The sequence below is a fragment of the Campylobacter sp. RM16188 genome (genome assembly GCF_012978795.1).
GTDB lineage: Bacteria > Campylobacterota > Campylobacteria > Campylobacterales > Campylobacteraceae > Campylobacter_A > Campylobacter_A canis.
The window spans coordinates 1-17,609 of record NZ_LIWQ01000019.1; the positions used below are offsets into that span (position 1 = coordinate 1).

The 17,609-nt window shown below is 36.3% G+C and carries 18 protein-coding genes, 2 tRNA genes and 1 pseudogene; 7 read left to right on the forward strand and 14 right to left on the reverse strand.

Annotated features, from left to right (window positions below; translation table 11 throughout):
* The 6 genes from CDOM16188_RS10120 to CDOM16188_RS10145 form a co-directional block, all read right to left on the reverse strand.
* Window positions 1-836 (reverse strand): relaxase/mobilization nuclease domain-containing protein (locus CDOM16188_RS10120; protein ID WP_172201905.1); only part of this gene is annotated, 836 nt, incomplete at its 3' end.
* Between the two features lie 70 nt (window positions 837-906).
* The gene (gene mobC / locus CDOM16188_RS10125) at window positions 907-1,161 is read right to left on the reverse strand and encodes a plasmid mobilization relaxosome protein MobC (RefSeq protein ID WP_172201907.1); all 255 of its coding nucleotides are present in this window, start codon (window positions 1,159-1,161) and stop codon (window positions 907-909) included.
* Window positions 1,145-1,810, reverse strand: a complete 666-nt coding sequence (locus CDOM16188_RS10130; protein WP_172201909.1) for a hypothetical protein — start codon at window positions 1,808-1,810, stop codon at window positions 1,145-1,147. The genes mobC and CDOM16188_RS10130 overlap by 17 nt, the downstream gene beginning before the upstream one ends.
* Window positions 1,807-2,040: a DNA-binding protein gene (locus CDOM16188_RS10135; RefSeq protein WP_172201911.1), complete on the reverse strand. Its 234-nt coding sequence runs from the start codon at window positions 2,038-2,040 to the stop codon at window positions 1,807-1,809. The genes CDOM16188_RS10130 and CDOM16188_RS10135 overlap by 4 nt, the downstream gene beginning before the upstream one ends.
* 207 nt (window positions 2,041-2,247) lie before the next feature.
* Window positions 2,248-3,477 carry a site-specific integrase gene (locus tag CDOM16188_RS10140; RefSeq protein WP_172201913.1) on the reverse strand — a complete coding sequence of 410 codons (1,230 nt, stop codon included), beginning with the start codon at window positions 3,475-3,477 and terminating at the stop codon, window positions 2,248-2,250.
* Window positions 3,478-3,671: 194 nt separating this feature from the next.
* Window positions 3,672-3,760 (reverse strand) — tRNA-Ser (locus CDOM16188_RS10145).
* A 214-nt stretch (window positions 3,761-3,974) separates the two neighbouring features.
* On the opposite strand from CDOM16188_RS10145, the gene CDOM16188_RS10150 reads away from it, so the two are divergent.
* The 4 genes and pseudogenes from CDOM16188_RS10150 (at window position 3,975) to CDOM16188_RS10165 (ending at window position 8,711) form a co-directional block, all read left to right on the forward strand.
* Window positions 3,975-4,051 (forward strand) — tRNA-Met (locus CDOM16188_RS10150).
* Window positions 4,052-4,591: 540 nt separating this feature from the next.
* The gene (locus CDOM16188_RS10155) at window positions 4,592-5,191 is read left to right on the forward strand and encodes a hypothetical protein (protein WP_172201915.1); all 600 of its coding nucleotides are present in this window, start codon (window positions 4,592-4,594) and stop codon (window positions 5,189-5,191) included.
* A 59-nt stretch (window positions 5,192-5,250) separates the two neighbouring features.
* Window positions 5,251-7,706 (forward strand): annotated as a pseudogene (locus CDOM16188_RS10160) (molybdopterin-dependent oxidoreductase).
* Between the two features lie 390 nt (window positions 7,707-8,096).
* Entirely contained in the window at window positions 8,097-8,711 is a 615-nt protein-coding gene (locus tag CDOM16188_RS10165) for a class I SAM-dependent methyltransferase (protein ID WP_172201917.1), read from the forward strand.
* Here CDOM16188_RS10165 and CDOM16188_RS10170 read toward each other — a convergent pair.
* The 8 genes from CDOM16188_RS10170 to CDOM16188_RS10205 all read right to left on the reverse strand — a co-directional run bounded on the left by CDOM16188_RS10170 (window position 8,704) and on the right by CDOM16188_RS10205 (window position 14,655).
* Entirely contained in the window at window positions 8,704-9,126 is a 423-nt protein-coding gene (locus CDOM16188_RS10170; RefSeq protein WP_172201918.1) for an RDD family protein, read from the reverse strand. The genes CDOM16188_RS10165 and CDOM16188_RS10170 overlap by 8 nt on opposite strands.
* An 84-nt stretch (window positions 9,127-9,210) precedes the next feature.
* Window positions 9,211-9,819 carry an orotate phosphoribosyltransferase gene (gene pyrE, locus CDOM16188_RS10175; RefSeq protein ID WP_172201919.1) on the reverse strand — a complete coding sequence of 203 codons (609 nt, stop codon included), beginning with the start codon at window positions 9,817-9,819 and terminating at the stop codon, window positions 9,211-9,213.
* Window positions 9,820-9,869: 50 nt separating this feature from the next.
* The gene (locus tag CDOM16188_RS10180) at window positions 9,870-11,537 is read right to left on the reverse strand and encodes a DUF4153 domain-containing protein (RefSeq protein WP_172201920.1); all 1,668 of its coding nucleotides are present in this window, start codon (window positions 11,535-11,537) and stop codon (window positions 9,870-9,872) included.
* Between the two features lie 80 nt (window positions 11,538-11,617).
* On the reverse strand, window positions 11,618-12,175 hold the full coding sequence (gene frr / locus CDOM16188_RS10185; RefSeq protein WP_169943117.1) for a ribosome recycling factor: 558 nt from the start codon (window positions 12,173-12,175) through the stop codon (window positions 11,618-11,620).
* Entirely contained in the window at window positions 12,165-13,136 is a 972-nt protein-coding gene (locus tag CDOM16188_RS10190) for a polysaccharide deacetylase family protein (protein WP_367649352.1), read from the reverse strand. The genes frr and CDOM16188_RS10190 overlap by 11 nt, the downstream gene beginning before the upstream one ends.
* A 15-nt stretch (window positions 13,137-13,151) precedes the next feature.
* Complete coding sequence (gene secG, locus CDOM16188_RS10195) at window positions 13,152-13,499, reverse strand: preprotein translocase subunit SecG (protein WP_169943118.1); 348 nt, start codon at window positions 13,497-13,499, stop codon at window positions 13,152-13,154.
* Between the two features lie 63 nt (window positions 13,500-13,562).
* Window positions 13,563-13,952, reverse strand: a complete 390-nt coding sequence (locus CDOM16188_RS10200; protein ID WP_172201921.1) for a thiamine-phosphate pyrophosphorylase — start codon at window positions 13,950-13,952, stop codon at window positions 13,563-13,565.
* Window position 13,953: 1 nt separating this feature from the next.
* Window positions 13,954-14,655 (reverse strand): Bax inhibitor-1/YccA family protein, encoded by a 702-nt coding sequence (locus tag CDOM16188_RS10205; RefSeq protein WP_169943120.1) that lies wholly within the window; start codon window positions 14,653-14,655, stop codon window positions 13,954-13,956.
* A 159-nt stretch (window positions 14,656-14,814) separates the two neighbouring features.
* Here CDOM16188_RS10205 and CDOM16188_RS10210 point away from each other — a divergent pair, with 159 nt between their 5' ends.
* From CDOM16188_RS10210 to CDOM16188_RS10220, 3 genes are read left to right on the forward strand one after another with little or no spacing between them, the layout of a single operon-like run.
* Window positions 14,815-15,450 carry a carbonic anhydrase gene (locus CDOM16188_RS10210; RefSeq protein ID WP_169975711.1) on the forward strand — a complete coding sequence of 212 codons (636 nt, stop codon included), beginning with the start codon at window positions 14,815-14,817 and terminating at the stop codon, window positions 15,448-15,450.
* Window positions 15,447-17,324, forward strand: a complete 1,878-nt coding sequence (locus CDOM16188_RS10215) for a mechanosensitive ion channel family protein (RefSeq protein ID WP_172201922.1) — start codon at window positions 15,447-15,449, stop codon at window positions 17,322-17,324. Before CDOM16188_RS10210 ends, CDOM16188_RS10215 begins: the two co-directional genes overlap by 4 nt.
* On the forward strand, window positions 17,321-17,473 hold the full coding sequence (locus tag CDOM16188_RS10220) for a hypothetical protein (protein ID WP_169943098.1): 153 nt from the start codon (window positions 17,321-17,323) through the stop codon (window positions 17,471-17,473). The genes CDOM16188_RS10215 and CDOM16188_RS10220 overlap by 4 nt, the downstream gene beginning before the upstream one ends.
* Window positions 17,474-17,609 lie beyond the last annotated feature (136 nt).

Genomic DNA, 17,609 nt, shown 5'->3' on the forward strand with positions numbered 1-17,609 from the left:
GTAAAGAGGTAAGATCTTTTTGTAAATTCTTGATCTGATTGTTCTGTGTATAGATTATTTGATCCATCTCTTCTATCTTTAAACTCTTTTGCTCTTCTTTCAGCTTTAATTCTGAGTTGCTCCAAGCTTGTAGTGTCTGTAAAGCTTTCATGAAACATATCTCCTTTAAATCTTTTAGCCTTTTTACTATTTGGTAGCTTGACTGATATATAGTCTTTTCCTATTCTGGTTACTTCTATATTGCTATTTTTAAGGGCTTGTAAGATGTCATCTCTGTAACTAAATTCATTATTGATTAACTTATCTACTAGCATTTTTTCGAGTTCTAGATAATCTTTTACTGTATTTATCTCTTTTCTTAAGCCTTGAAGTATATGAGCTTTAACAGGGTCTTTTGGATCTGTAAAACCAAATTTAAAGTTTATGTAGTTTTGCCAAGAGTCTACGAGAGGTCTATCTATTCTGTCATAGTATGGGTTAAAAGCTAGTCCTGTTATTAAGTCTATCTTTGGAATAGCAAAATTTAATTCAAGTCGGCCCTTGTCTTGGTGTTCTATCCATAATATATTGTATCTATCCTTATTATCTCCAAATAGAAGGGTTTCAAACTCATCTATTACTCTTTGTTTGGTCTTTAAGTCAATATCTCTTTCTTCAAACGATAGACAGCCCATACAGAGTTTTTGTTTCTTAGTTATGCTTGAAACTATATTTCTTGTAACAGCCTCATTTCCTTTTAAAACCCCAGATGTTCCTTGCTTAACCATATTGTTTAAAAGGTAGTTGATCCCGGATATGCTACCACCTTGTTTGTTAGAAAAGAACTTAACTAGCATGTTTTATTTCTTGAATCTATTTTTTATCGATTAAGTTGTCTAATTTTTTGTTAACATCAAGTATCTGCTTTCAAACCATTGTATCTATAGTTCTACTTATATTTACATGCTTTGCGATTTGATTCAAATTGTTCCCTAATCTCGAAAGTTGGTTAACCATAGCTTTATCGAATTTATGGATAGGGGGTTTGGATTTAAGTAAAATATCTCTTGCAAAGGCTGATTTACTTAAACCGCACAACGATGCTTTAGTTTCCAATGAATTCATTTCGTTATCGGTTAGTCTAATGGAGATTTTGTTATCTTTGTTATTTTTGAGTTTCATTTAAAGATCCTTGTTGATAAGTTTTATATTGTATTTCAAGTTTAGCATCGTCTAAGCCTTTAAAAGAATTTGGCTGCTCTTTAAGCCGTATGGCTTGCGTGTCGTTGCTGGGAAAAACTACATGACCTAGTGTCTGCTGCATGCTACTACTTGCCGTTTTATTCGTGTCGCTACTTTTAATATCATCTATGCCGCGCGCTAAATAACTGTTGGTTGGATTTATCGTAGTATCAGAGTTTAAATTTCTATTTATCGTATCGGTATCACTTTTTGTTTCGCTCTTGTTTTCCTGAGCCTTACTTATAATACTCTTATCATGGTAACTATCTTGCTGAGGCGATGCGGGTTTGATATTTTCATCATGTACAATAGATGCTTTTTTAGATATGATTTCTTTGTCGCTATTACACTCATCATCTTCATTTGATCTATCTTTTCTCTTTTCTACACTTTTTATAGCTACACTTGATATCTTAGTATTTTCTAAAAAGTCTCTTATATCGCTTTGTGTATAAAATATCGATGATCCCATCTTTCTAAAAGGAAGTAGTCCTTTATTTCTATACCTAGCCTGAATCCTATTATTTATATTTAATGTATCTTCTATATCTTTTGGAGCGTATAGAATTAAACCTGCTATCTCTATCATCTTTTATCCTTTATGGTATTAGTATTTATTGAAGCGATAGAATTTACTTCTAGACTATTTACAAGAGCTTCTATAGAGTCTCTCTTGTAAAAAACTCTTCTGCCCAGTTTAATATATGGAAGTTTTATCCCATCTCCTTTTTTCATACGCCATTTGGCTTGAGTTTGGAGAGGAACACCAAAAGCGTTTAATAGGTCTTGTGGGGTAAGTAGGTTTGTTGTGGTATTCATAAATATAATTTCCTCGCTTTCGTTTTTTTGAGAAAATTATACCATGAAAAAATATTTAATTCAAATATTAACTTTGCTATTATATTATAAATTAGCTTATAAATAGCTTAAATAGTATAGTTTAAGAAAAATAAAAGACTTTAAAAATATCGCACTTGCAAATATATCATATAAATATAGTAAAAAATTGATAATTGCATCTATTTTTTAAATTTTTAGACCAAATTCTCTCAATTTTTCATGCCAATATTCAAAAATTTCTCTTTTTCCGCTTTCGAATTTGGCTCTATGATAGCTCTCGTCACTCTTAATAGTCTTTCTAAATCTATGGTCTATACAAAGCGACATTACCTCCTCAGTAAATCCAAGTTTTTCAGTGTAGTTTAATTCGCTAATTATTGTTCTAAAGCTGGATCTAAATCCATGCATATCCATCTCACCATCATACCCAAGTCTTTTAAGACCCATTCTCATAGAGTTGTCGCTTATAGGCGCATTATGTTTAGCACCTCTAAATAGATAGCCTTGTTTTATAGTATAGCTTGGAATTGTTTTTAAAAGCTCTATTGCAGTATCGGTTAATGGGATAATAAATTCTTCCTTCATCTTCATATCCTCTGCTCTTATTATCCACTCTTTCTTATCTATATTAATATCTTCCCATCTAGCAAGCCTGGCATTGCTAGGTCTAAGGGCATAAAGCATAGTCCATTTCATACAGCTAAGAACATTTACATCTCCCCAGTACTCATTAATGCTAGATATTAGAGTTTTAAACTTATCTATATCGGTTATTGCCTTTCTTGGAACGGGAGCTACCTTTATGAAGTTCTTTTCAAAGTTTCTAGATAGTATTCTAGTGGGGTTGTTTTCAATGTGGCCGTTAATTACTGCAAAGTCAAAGACTTGATTCAGTCTATTAAGTAGCTTTTTAACCGTATCGCTCTTTGGGTTGCCTATTGTTTGAAGACTCTTTAAGGCGTTTAAAAATATGGGAGTAGCTACTCTTGAGCTATTCATCTCTTCTATACTAACATTCTTAATAAGATCAAATAGGTTATATTCAAATCTTGATAGCTCTGAGGGAAGCGATTTAAATGTTTGAGTTTTTAAAGCGTCTTCTTTATATAAACTCCAAAGCTCGGAGAAGTTATTAATCTTATTAGGCTTTAGTGTATTATGCTCACTAAGCTCTTTAAGATAAGGTAGTGAATCTTTAATGGCTTCTGCTATACCGTAAACCTTTTCTTGCCAATCTCCTATAGTCTTTGTAGTGTGGTTACCTTTTTGATCCATGTAGCGAAGTTTAAAAATTTTTCCACCCGTGGAATAGTGATACAGCTTTAAGCCTTTTTGACCCTTTATACTATAAGTAGCTTTACCGCTATCAGGAGCAATTAACGCTTTTATCTCTTTTTCGGTTCCTAAAGTAGCCATTTTTATCCTTTTTTCTGTATCACTAGCGATACATTTTTTAAGTGATACAATTAGTGATACATAATTGATGGGAAAATTATACCATATTTTAGGATTTTTTAAGGTCCGATGGAAAGTATAAAGTATTAAAATATCGTATTTTAGGGATTAAAAAGAAAGATTTAGAAAAGATTGGAATTGAAATATTTAAATAGTGGCAGACAGGATGGGATTTGAACCCACGAAGGCTATTAACCTTACACGCGTTCCAGGCGTGCTCCTTCAACCACTCGGACACCTGTCTATTTGAAAATGTGATTTTAGCAGAAAATTTATAAATTTAAAATGTCTTTAATGAAATATCTATATTTTGCTCAAATCGTGTGGCTACTATAGACTTAAAATTTTTAGAAACCAAGAGGCGAATTTTGACTTCTTGTTTTATATCAAAGTGTGGTCTTGTAAATTTATCTATATATAAGCAACGGTGTAATATAATTCGCAATTCTTCTATATGTGTCAAGGTAGCTCAGCTGGTTAGAGCGCTGGTCTCATAAGCCGGAGGTCGAGAGTTCAAGTCTCTCTCTTGACACCAATGAAATTCTGCATAATGAAATCTTTAAAATTTACTCTACAATATAAAATATTGCTTTAAAAGAAGATCTTATTAGGGTTGTAAAAAATTATGAAGAATATTTTTAACATTTCAATTTTGCAGCTATAAGTTACAGAGCGTTTTCGCAATTTAAAATTTATCGTTTGTGACCCGTTTTATCCTGATAAACCGCTTAATTTAAATTTATAATAAGTTAACTTTAATTTATTTAGATAGAAATTATCAAAAATTTACTATCTTTTTGTTACGAATTTACACATTTATGTGAAGCGAATTTATAATCTTGATAACCTAGCTTGAATTTGGTTTTATAGTTTTAAATATTAGAAATTTGCTTTAAAATGCGGGTGTTGAAAAAGTATAAGCGTATATATTTGAAGATAATATTTAATTTTACATTTAAAATTTAAGTTAAAATTTATAATATCTTTTAAATGGCTATTAAGCTTATATCAACTATTATGAAAAAAGCTTGATTTTAAGTCAAGTTGATAATTAAATTTAAAGGAGCTTATCGGTATGAAAAAAGCATTTTTACTTTCGGCGATTTTAAGTGGCTGTTTATTTGCTCAAACGGCTTATGTTAAAAACAGCGAAGAGATCGTCAAAGACGGCAAGCATATAGGCTTTGCTAGGATATTAACGCCTGTTGAGATTATAAAGGCAAACGGCGATAAGACTGAGGTTTCAGTAACCGGTTTTGTTCAAGAGGGCTATCAGGAAAAGCTTGTTAAAAGCCCCGCACTTGGAGAAGAATTCGTAGTATTTGAGACATATGTGGGAAATGCAAGCTATGAAGGCAGCAGTAACCCTTATGTCAAAATTTTAGAAAAGACAGAGGATGACTACGGTGAAGTTTGGCTTAAGGCCGAGTTTAAATTTGAGATCTCAAGCGAAAATTTAACCACCGATCCTGAGCCGCTTTATAACAATGCCAAAAATTTATTTGAGCAAAGCTGCTCTGCGTGTCATATCTTGCACGAACCAAATTCTTATACTGTCAATCAATGGCCATCTCAAATAGAAAGTATGATAAGCTCGGGCTTTGTCGGTCTTGAAGATGCTGACAAGAATGCGATTATAAAATATTTGCAGCACAATGCAAAAGATGTTCAATAATGGTCAAATTTTAAATTTAGATAATTAAACAACCACAAATTTCTTAAAAGGGAGAATATATGAAGAGAAGAAGTTTTTTAAAGCTTAGCGCTTTAGCCGGCGTAAGCCTTCAGGCAAATAGCATGGCAAATGCCTCAAAAACGCTTTTTGATCAAAGAAAAGTGTTTTGTGCAAATAGATTCGGACCATTTTACGCAAACGTAGTAAGCGGTAAAATAACAAGTATAGAGCCATTTGAGGGCGATAGATTTCCAACTACTTTAAATAACGCGATCCCTGTGCCATCCAAAACGAAAGCCGCGTGCTTTACCCTTGCGTGAGAAAGAGCTATCTTGAGAAAAAGGGTCCAAACAAGCCTGAACTTAGAGGCGAAGAGGAATTTGTAAGAGTTGACTGGGATACGGCTCTTGACCTTGCCGCGAAAGCTTTAAAAGAAAATTTCGATAAATACGGTCCTGAGAGTATTTACGGTGAGTGCTACTGGTGGGGCGGTAGCGGTAAGGTAAGCTGGGGTAGAGCCACAGCTAGAAGGATGCTAACTATCCTTGGCGGATTTGTTTCAGAAGACGGCAACTACTCTTACGGTGCAGGCCACGTCGTAATGCCTCATGTTATCGGTACTATAGAGCCAAACGAAGCTCCAACTCGCTGGGAAGCTATACTGAAATCAGCTAAAACTCTAGTATTTTGGGGAACCGACCCGCTTGTAACAAACGAGATAGGCGTTGGTGTTCCGACACACGAGACATACCGCTACTATACAGCTCTAAAAGAGGCAAACGCAAGCGGTGCTAAGAAAATTTACGCCGTAGATACATACAAAAACAACACGATCAGATATCTAAATTCAGACTTCATAGGTGTAGTTCCTGGAACTGATACTGCTATGATGATAGGTATGTGCCACTATCTATACACAAACAACCTTTATGACGCGGAATTTATCAAAAAATACACAGTCGGCTTTAATAAATTTAAAGATTACTTCATGGGAACAACCGACGGCGTAGTAAAAGATCTTGCTTGGGCAAGCAAAATTTCACGCGTTCCTGTTAAAAAGCTAGAAGAGCTTTGCGTATCTTTAGCTAAAAACGAATCAATCATCCTAAGCGGTTTTGCTATCCAAAGACAGGATCACGGCGAGCAATCATACTGGGCGCTTATCACTCTAGCTTCAATGCTTGGACATATCGGAAAAGAGGGTTGCGGATTTATGGCATGCGACCAAGGACATAAGACTAGCGATGAGACTTACATCGCTCCTGTTCTTAAGGGCTTAAGCTCATTCCCAAGCGAAAAATACACTAAAGCCGATAGCCCATGGGTAAAAAATAAAAACTACATCATGCCAAACAGCCGTATGACAGACGCTCTTTTAAATCCAGGCATGGAGATGGAGAGAAACGGAACAAAATGGAAACTTCCTCACATGAGAGTTGCATTTAGTGCGAGCGGATCGATCTTTACAAGACATCAGGAAATTAACCGCATGGTTGAAGCGTGGAAGAAATTTGACACCGTTATCACCGCAGAGCCTTACTGGACGGGTGGGGCTAAGATGTCAGATATTGTTTTCCCTGTGGCGATCGAGCCTGAGAGAAACGATATAGACCAAAGCAACGGCACAGGCGAGTATCTATTTGCTATCAAAAAAGCTGTTGAGCCAGCTGGCGAGTCAAGAACAGACTTTGAAATTTGCAAAGGAATTTGCAAACGCTGGGGCATGGAAGAGGTCTTTACCGAGGGCAAAACCGAGATGGAATGGATAAAAGAAATTTATGCCGATGCGATGAGTCAAGCAAAAGGTCTAGGATATGACAAGATGCCTAGCTTTGATGAGTTCTGGGAGAAGGGCTACGTCAAATTTGATAAAAAAGACGACGAGAAAAAATACTTCACCAGATTTGCAAACTTTAGAGAAAATCCAAACAAATTTAGACTTGGTACTCCGTCAGGTAAGATCGAAATTTACTCACCTGTTATCGCGAAAATGGGGTATGATGACTGCATGGGACACCCTGCTTGGTTTGAGCCGTTTGAGTGGCTAGGAAACGAAAAAATAGCTAAAAAGTATCCTTTAGCGCTTAACACCCCACACTCACGCTTCCGCCTTCACTCGCAGCTAAACAACTCGGTTGTTAGACACTATACATCCGTAAACGGCAGAGAGCCGATGTATATAAGTAAAAGTGCAGCTGAAAAAAGAGGCATTAAAGACGGCGATATCGTAAGAGTATTTAATGATTGCGGCGAAATTCTAGCAGGTGCAATCGTAAGCGATATAGCGCAAGAGGATATCATCATCATTTGCGAAGGTGCTTGGTACGATCCTGAGGTTTGGGGCAAGAAGAGCCTTTGCCAACACGGTTGCGTAAACGTACTTACAAAAGATAAAGGCACAAGCAAGCTTGCTCAAAGCAACGTCGCTCATACGAACCTGGTTCAAGTTGAGAAGTACAAAGGCGCGATCAGGCCTATTAGAGCATTCTCTAAACCAAAAATTCTAAACGCTTAGTTTATTTTAGCGGGGAGGCGACTCCTCGCTTTTATCTTTAATATATACATTTGTATCTTTTTGTGAAGAATAGATTTTTAATTAAGTAAAATTAATATGTATGAGATTAATAAACTGGTTTTTATCATGATTAATAAATATAAGTTATAAATATCTCAGATATTTTAATTATAAACAATATCAAATATAATTTATAGTATATATTAATCATAAATGTTAATAAAAAATAGCAATTAAAATATAATGTTTTTATCATTTTTATTTTTTCAAACATCGATTTTAACGTGTTTTGATACAAATATCACAAAATTATAATAAATATTAATTTAAATTTGAGTTTTAAAAAAGTATAATTCTAAAATTTTTAACTAAAATTCACAAGGAAGGAGTATGTTGAATTTTATCACTAAAAATTTTTCAAAGCCCCAAGGGGTGTTTGGAGTAGTGCTTTTAAGCCTTATGAATAGGGTGCATAAGAAATCCGAAGCATGGGCGCTATCAAAGATTCAGATTAAAGAGCATATGTGCATTCTTGACGTTGGATGTGGTGGGGGATCTAATGTGTGCAAGATTGCGGGTAAGCTAAAAGACGGTTGCATTTTTGGAGTGGATTACTCTAAGGATTGCGTTTTATGCAGCAAAAAGCTCAATCAAAAAGCTATCGACGAAGGCAAGGTAAGAATCATGGAGGCTTGTGTGTCAAATTTGCCTTTTGAAGACGAGAAATTTGATCTTGTAACCGCTTTTGAAACCATATATTTCTGGCCTGATTTAAAGCAAGACTTTAAAGAGGTAAGAAGGGTTTTAAAAACCGGTGGAGTATTTTGTATATTTACTAAACCTGGCTTTAAAAAGTCCGAGTGCAAATGGAAGAAAGCCATATCAATTAAGCATGTTTATCTATTTGATGAGGTGCTGGATATGTTAAGAGAGGCTAAATTTAGCAGCTATGAGCATATTTTACACGAAAACGGCAAATGGAATTTGTATATAGGTGTTAAGTAGTTTTCTTGCTAACCGCAGCTGAATTTGTAAGAATATCGTGCAAATTTAGCCTATCTTTTCGGAAAAAGCATAAGCAAATTCCAATCAAACTAAAACCCGCTAAAACAAAGCATGCATAACGAAGTAACGCGTGAAATAATCCTAACTTTTGCCCGTTTTTTAAATTCACAAGGTATATGTCTTGGCTTTTATAGCCCGGAGTTTGCGCTTTGATGCTTTGAAAAAGGCAGATGATAACTCCAAATAAAAAATTCGTGATAAAGATTGCCGGCTGGTTGTTTTGAAACTCGTTTTTGCCGTCTAAGACAGCGTAAGTCGTGATATAAAGAATTGGCATAAGTATGAAAAAAACATCGGTTATAAAGGCCTTTATCCGCGAAGGCACACTTGCGATGATTGCTTTTTGCTTTGCCAATTTTACTCCTGTTTTGATATTAAATTTGCTCTACTAAGAGCAGGATAAATTTAAATTATCCCTGCTTAAATCCGCTAAAATTTGTTAATTTCCTCTGCTGCCCGGCTTTATGGCTATGCTGCCATCCTTGCATAGTGGGCAGTTTTGCGGTTCGTAAATTTCAAATTCAAAATTTCCAAGCGCAAAGATGGGCAGATCGCTTGGCAGCTTGCAGCTTGGTTTACGCTCGTTTTTTAAATTTGTTAGTGGACAAAAGCCTCTGTTTGCAAGTGCAGCAAAGGCAACCACCTCTCCGCCAAGATCCCTGATAATATTTGCCGCCTCAAGCGCGGAGCCACCTGTGGTGATGATATCTTCGCAGATGATGAATTTCTCGCCCTCATGCACTTCAAAGCCTCGGCGCAGAGTCATGACGCGCTCAACTCTTTCGGTAAATATAAACCTCTTTTTTGCCGCGCGAGCAAGCTCGTATCCTGCTAAAATTCCACCTATTGCAGGCGAGCACACGGTGTCAAATTTAACTCCCGCTTCAGATATAACGCGAGCCAGTTCATCGGCTAATTTGCCTGCTATCATTGGATTTTCAAGTACTTTGGCACTTTGAAGATAAAACTGCGAGTGGTTACCGCTAGTTAGTAGAAAATGCCCCTTAAGATAAGCGCCCGCTTCTTTATAAATTTGCTCTAAATTCATACTTTAGCCTTTTGAATTTTTAAGTTTATCTTAGCACGCAAGCGCTTAAGCTACTCTTTTTCTAAAAAGAAAGCAGGCGTTGCTCTAAGTAGCGTATACCCTTGACTTGGATTAACTTTAAGCTCAAGCCAGTCTATCACAAGCACTCCTTTATCTGTGTATATCACAAGCAGATCGTCTGCAAGTTGATTTAGAATTTCGTAAGAATAAATAGTGTAAAAATCAAGCCCTCGCTTCTCAAATACGCGCTTAATATGATCGTTCATGTTGATTGATATGATTTTTTGATCATCTTTAAAAATTTCTATGAAGCCTTGCTCTTGCAATGCCTCTCTTTCGTAGTTTAAGCTATCTACTATCAAGTTTTTGTATCCAGATAGTGCAATCTGAGTGCTACTTAGCTTTAAGCTTCTATACTCGGTTGCCTCTTTGGCGGACCTTGGCAAGTAGCCATAATGCGTTAGTTCATTAAGTAAATTTTCATTGTTTGGCAAAGAGTAGTTGTCGTCTAGGTTTTTGATCGCATACGCCATATCGGTTAGTTTGATCTTGTCATTTGAGCTTAAATTTGAGATGTCTATCTTTTTTATTTCACCGTTTTGGTCTGTTAAATTTAGCTCGTTTAGATAAGCGTGTAGCCTTGAAATTTGCGAATTGAGCGAAATTCCTCTGGCGTCTATAACAAAAAATGTTATTAAGATTAGACTCACGCTTATAACGGCACAAATTCTATAAGAAAATAGCCTTTTAACCATCATTAGTATGTAGGTTATCGTTGCTAGGGTAGCTGCTGAGATGAGATAAATTCTGCTTGGAGTTAGACCATATGTATCCGTTCGCTCTAAAATTCCAACCCATAAAAGTATGAGAGTGGCTGAGCCTAAATAGGCAAAAAAATTATAAAAATTTGAGATTTTACTTGTTTTAAGAGTGCTACTTGAACCCAAATTTACCACACTATCTAAGGCTGTTAGGATAAATCCCGCAAGTAGATAAATAAGCACGATAATCGCAACTCCACCCTTTGGCAAGCCGCTTATAAAGGCGATATTTGCCATATAAAGATAAAGTATGCCTGTGTAGATGATAAGAGTGGGTGTTAGGATGAAATTTAAAATGTTTTTTAAAAGTTGGTTTGAATCCCTAAAATAAAATTTATCCTCAAAAAGCAGAAATAAAAACGGCACGAGCGCGATAAAATTTGCCACGTGAAAGTTGACCAAAAAATTTACTCTATACAAATCGGTATCAAAAAAGTAGTCAAATGCCGCAATTATCAAGCTTATAATGATGGCTAGTAGCGCAAATATACCAAACGCCAAGGCTAAATTTAAAATTTTGCTTATCACATTTTTGATAAATCCTTCGTCGTCTTTTGCAAATTTATCAGCCAAAAGCGCAATCGCCGCTATAGTATAAACAGCCCAAAATTTTTCATTATGGAAGTAAAAATCACTTTTATACTCTAGAGCATAAACAAGAAAAGAGCCGATTATCGGCACTAAAATAGAGCATTTGTAAGCAAATTTATTGTACCTGCTTAGATAGATGACGACTAGATAAAGTGGCGAAAATAGCCAGTATTCAAAGTTTGCTTCTAAAAATTTATACGGCAAAAACAAAGCGGCGAGCGCAAACGCAAAAGCTGTTAAAATTTCGATCTTATGAGATGAGATAGTAGGTTTGATTTGTTGCAAGATAGGTAAAAGCGCACTCATCGCTCTCCTTTCTAAATTTCGGCTAAATTTGCAAGCTAGAGATTACGGCTTGTTTAGAGCGACAAGCCGTAAATTTGGGCTTAAACTTTTAGTAGTTCAGCCTCTTTTTCTTTTACTAAAGTATCAATTTTAGTAGTGTATGAATCGGTTATTTTTTGCACTTCGTCTTGAGCTTTCTTGCTCTCGTCCTCGGTGATTGATTTGTCTTTTTCAAGTTTTTTTACATCATCGTTAGCGTCTTTTCTTATGTTTCTAACGCTTACTTTCGCCTTTTCGCCCATGGCTTTTGCATGCTTTGCATTTTCTTGTCGTTGCTCAACCGTCATAGGAGGGAAAAATAGCTTCACGCTCTCGCCGTCGTTGTTTGGCGTTACGCCTATATTTGCCGCAGAGATCGCTGCCGTGATAGTTTTTAGCATTGATTTTTCCCACGGAGTTATGCTGATAGTGCTTGCGTCGCTTGTTAGTACGGTTGCAACTTGATTTAGCGGAGTTTGACTTCCGTAATAATCAACAAAGATGTTATCAACTATGCTTATGTTTACTTTGCCTGTGCGAAGGGTTGAAAAGTCGCGCTTAAGACCGTCTATGCATCTGTCGCAAGACTCTTTTTGTTTGTTATAAATTTCATTCAGCATTTATATCCTTTACTAGAATTTTTGTTGTCGTTTTGCCGTTTACTTTTAGGCTCATTCTTACTTTGTATCTGTCGATAGGCTCTTTAAATTTAATCCTCATTTGACCGTCTTCAAGCTTTACTTTTTTAGTACCTTTACTTGTTGCGGAAAAATATCCAAATGAGGCATTTTCGTCGGTTTTAATTACAACCTCGTCTATTTTATTATTTTTCGGATAGTCTTTTGGCATTACCCATTCGGCTTTTAAAAATTTGATAGCAAGAGCAGCCTTTAGATCGGTTCCATCCATAAGCGGAGTTCTGTCAAGCTCAAGCAGGTCGCTGCCTTTGCCGACTGCGCTTGAATTTTGAGCTAGTAAAACCTCAAGCCCGTATTCTACGGACATATTTCTTACTTTATCGTTGTATTCTCCGTACGGATAGGCAAAATACTTTGGCTTATAGCCCATGTGCTTTTCAAAAATTCTAATGCCGTCTTCAAAATCATATCTTAATCTATCATTGCTAAGTCCTACCATGTGAAGGTGTCCGTATGAGTGATAGCCGATTTCGCCGTATTTTGCCGCCTCTTTGATCTGCTCAAAGGTCATGAAATCGCCGTATTTTTTGGCACTTGCTTCAACGTAAACCATCAAAGCAAATGGATATCCGTACTCGATAAATATCGGAAGCCCATTTTCATAAAAGCTCTTGTATCCGTCATCTACCGTTAAAACTACCCATTTATCCGGAATTTCCTCGCCGTTTTTTAGCGCTTCTATTAGTTTTGAAAGAGGCACCACCTCATATCCGTTATTTTTGAAAAACTCAAACTGCTCTCTTAAATTTTCATTAGAGATATTGGTGCTTGGGTGTCTTGGATCGTTAAATCTATGATAGTTAAAGATATGCGCGTCAGCCCAAAGAGAGCCTGCTGCAAGCAAAAACGCCAAGCAAAATTTCAAACAGATATTTTTAAACACTTTTTTCTCGCAAATTTATTTAGCCGGCGCTATAGGTGCAGCAGGAGCACTTGGTGCGACAGGCGCGGCCGGAGTTGCGCTAGGAGCCGGAACTGTGATGTTTTTCGTATCTACGCTATCAATTAGCGATTTTTTTGTTTGAGTGTTGTAAGTATAACCTAAGGCAAGTGTGTTTAAGATGAAAATAACGCCAACTACAAAGGTAAATTTAGCCAAAAATCCTGCAGGCCCTTTTGCGCCAAATAAGCTTTCGTTACTTCCGCTGTATGCGCCAAGTCCGATTGAAGAGCTCTTTTGAAGCAAGACGGCTACGGTTAAAATTGCCGCTAAAACGAATTGTAAAACCAAAAAGAATGAACTCACAAAAAATCCTTTAAATTTGAAAATAATTAGTAGCGATTATACTAAAAAAGTTTTAAAAATTCTCTAAATTTCTTTTTCGATTTCGTAAAGATCGTATCTGATAGATTTGAAAATTTCCGAATTTGTAGCATCGATAAGCTTAAAGCATTCCTCTAAAACCCTTGCACTCTCTTGTGCGCGTTTTAAATTTGCTATTTGTAGATCCGCTAAATTTGCTCTATCAAATTCGCTTTTTACGCTTGGTTTTAGCACATCATTTTTAGCGTCTCTAAATTTGATAAATTCGCTTGAGTTGATTTTGGCTTTGTGCCTGAGTGTTTTGATTTTAGAAGAGAGGACAAAGTCGTCAAAGACATATCTTCTGATGTCCTCAACGACTCTTAAACCCTCTTTGAGTCTATTTAAATTTGCGTCAATTACTCTGTAAATACGCTCATTTAAATCGCCGCTCATTTTATTCTCTATTTAGGATTCCTAAAATTTGAAGCAGTGAAGTAAATAGATTTACAAAGTCAAGATATAGTGCAACCGCTCCTTCTATCGGAGTTTCGTAGTTACCGCGAATGATATTTTGCGTATCGTAAAGGATATACGCACTAAATAAAATCGCACTTACGCTTGAGATAACGAGTTGGAAAATCGGGCTTTTGAAAAATAGATTCATAATAGCCGCTACTATCACTACGATAAGAGTGATAAAGAGCATTTTGCCCATAGCCGTAAAATCTCTTTTTGTATTCATCGCAAACACGCTTAGAGCACCGAATGCAACAGTCGTAAGCGTAAATGCTTGAGCCACTATGCTAGCGCCGCCAGGCATTGCTAAAACCGAAGCTAGAAGCGGAGTAAGCGTAAGACCGCTAACAAACGTAAATGCAAAAAGCAATACTAAATTTAATCCCGCTTTGCGTTTAGCTGCCATAAGACCGAATAAAAGCCCCAGTTCAACTACGACAAGACCGATGAATAGAGGTAAATTTCCTATAAACATATGCGCTATGCCAAGACCGACATATGCTCCAACGCTTGCTGCTAGAAGTGAAGCGGCAAACAGCTGGTAAGTCTGCTTGATAAACGTGCTAAGCGAGCTTTGAGAATACTCTCTCGCCAACTCTTGTTCGTGTGAGTTTGCATAATTTCTATTGTATAAACTCATCAATTCTCCTTATGTAATTTTTTATAAATTTATCCAAAAAATAGTAAATAAAGTATAAAAGATTTTTTAAAACCACCAAAAAATGTTATTTCACAAGCCGTTAACCAACCTTGAGAGCGTTTTTGATATAATTTAAAAAAATAAAATTTCGGAGTAGCGATGGAGGCACTTTTAGACGGCGCTGTTAAATTCATGGAAGAGGGCTTTTTAGAGCACAAAGAGCTGTTTGAAAGTCTTGGACAAAAGCAAATTCCACATACTCTTTTTGTAGGCTGTATCGACTCGCGAGTGGTGCCAAATTTGATCACAAATACAATGCCCGGCGATCTTGTCGTGGTACGAAATATCGCAAATATAATTCCTCCTTACAGAACCAGTCAGGAGTATCTGGCTACGACTTCGGCTATCGAGTATGCCTTGCAAACGCTAAATGTCGAAAACGTCATTATCTGCGGACACAGCAACTGCGGAGGATGTGCAGCGCTTTATCTTGACGAGAGTAAATTTAAAAATACGCCAAACGTGAAAAGATGGCTAAATTTGCTTGATCCGATTAAAAAGAGAGTCGAAGGGTTTTTGCCTGATCCTAAAGATAGTGCAAGAAGAGAGTGGCTAACAGAGAGATTAAATGTCATAAATTCTTATGAAAATTTGCTTACTTATCCTGATGTAAAAGCAAAATTTAGAGACGGAAGTCTTAAAATTTATGTATGGCACTATATCATAGAAACGGGCGAAATTTATAACTATAACGTAGTTTCAAAGAGTTTTAGATTACTTGGAGTTGATAGATGAGAAAGATGATTTTGGCTATTTTTAGTTTTATTATCCTGCCTTTAAATTTGATCGCAGTAGAGCTTGATGATGTCGATATAGTCGTTATCGTAAGACAGATCGACAAGATAAATAATCAAATAGCCTTAGTGAAGGCTCAAGCAACCGATAAAAACGAAACCGCCGATGCAAATAGTCTTTTTAAAGGAATTTTAGTAAAGAAAAATCAGCTTTTGGATCAAATTCCTTCATTGCTTATGCAGACTAAATTTAGCCAAGAGGAGCTGGATAAAATTCAAAGAGAAAAATCGCTACTTGAAGCCAAGGTAAAAAAGCTCAAAAACAGCTCAAACAAACGCTCTTATATACAAAGTGCCGTTGAGTTGGTCAAAATGAATATAGATGAAATTTTTTACAGTTCGGTTTTAAACTTTGAAAAGCTGTTTAAAGAGCGTGCTAAAACCGCCAAGATAAGAACGGCTATCGAAGAGGCTTTGCTAAATTTGCAAACCAGCGTTTATGCAAGTACTAAAGAGATAAAAGATATCGCCGGAGTTGAGATTGTAGAGGAGTCTTCAAGCCTTTTTGAAGGGATAAGCTTACATCAAAAAACTTTTGAGGAAATTTTGATATACCTTAAAGATAATGCCGAGCTGATAACGTCAAATTATGTATTTTCGGAACTAAATTTAAAAACGGCGATAGATTTTGTGAATGATAAAATCCCTTTTAGTCTTAAGGGAGTTAATTTTGGTAAGATAGTGATTATACTTTTTGTATTTTTGTTTTTTATATCATTTACGAGAATTTTATCCAAGATCACTTCGGCTCTCTTGCTGAAGCTTTTTTTTAAGGGCAATCAAGCTGCCGCAACAGAAGATAAAATCATAAACATCATCAAAAGACCGATGTTGTTTATACTGGCTCTTTACGCTTTTGATATCTGTGCATCGATAGTTTATTATCCGCTTGCGGTACCGTTAAAATTCGCTAACTATTTGTCCGTTGTTTTTATAATCGCTTTTACTTGGCTTATCTTAAGCGTTTTGAGTGGATACGGCATAGTCTTTATCAGCGAGATAACTAAAAAAAGCGGACGCAAAGAGGTTATAAATCTGATTCTTAAGATAATTTATTTTATCATCGTCGTAATAGCGCTTTTAGCTATACTAAGCCGCCTTGGTTTTAACGTAAGTGCGATCATAGCATCTCTTGGTATCGGCGGTCTTGCAGTCGCTTTGGCGGCTAAAGACATACTTGCGAATTTTTTTGCTTCGGTCATGCTTTTGTTTGATAATTCATTTTCGCAAGGCGACTGGATAGTGTGCGGAGATATCGAAGGAACGGTGGTTGAGATAGGACTTAGAAAAACGACCGTGAGAACATTTGACAATGCGCTTATCTTTGTGCCGAATTTAAAACTTGCTAGCGATCCTATTAGAAATTGGAATAGACGCCGTTTGGGTAGGCGAATAAGGATGAATGTGGGGCTTGAATACGGCGCTACTTCCGCTCAGGTGAAAAAATGTGCAGACGATATAAGAAACATGCTTTTAAGCCATCCGGATATAGCAAAACCTGAAGATCTTGGCTCAAACAGCGTTCATAGCTCTTTGCTGTACAGGCAAAATATGGTTTCGATTGACGATTTGGCAGGGTACAAGACGAATTTATTTGTAGTGGTCGACGAATTTGCCGATAGCAGTATAAATATCATGATATATTGCTTTTCAAAAAGCATTATTTGGGGTGAATTTTTGGCGGTTAAGCAAGATGTGATGTTAAAAATCATGGATATAGTCGAGGCGAACGGACTTAGCTTTGCGTTCCCTAGCCAAAGCGTATATCTTGAAAATTTAAAAGACATAGATAAAACATTAAAGGAGTTATCATGATGGGTGATGAATTTGAATACGAAGATGAAGAGATAGAGGATTATGCCGAATACGACGACGAGAGCGACGCTAACGGCTATAATTACAACTACGACGAAAACGACTATAGCTATGAGGATGAAGATGAAGAAGATAGCTACGAGATGTAGCTTGAGGATTTATCGTTGCTTAATTGAACCGCTTTAAATTTTATCGTTTAAAAGGCTAAATTTATGCTTGCAGTAGAGTTTAAATTTACGCCTTTTCTTTATATCGATAACTTTAAAATTTCCTGTAAAGTTTTAA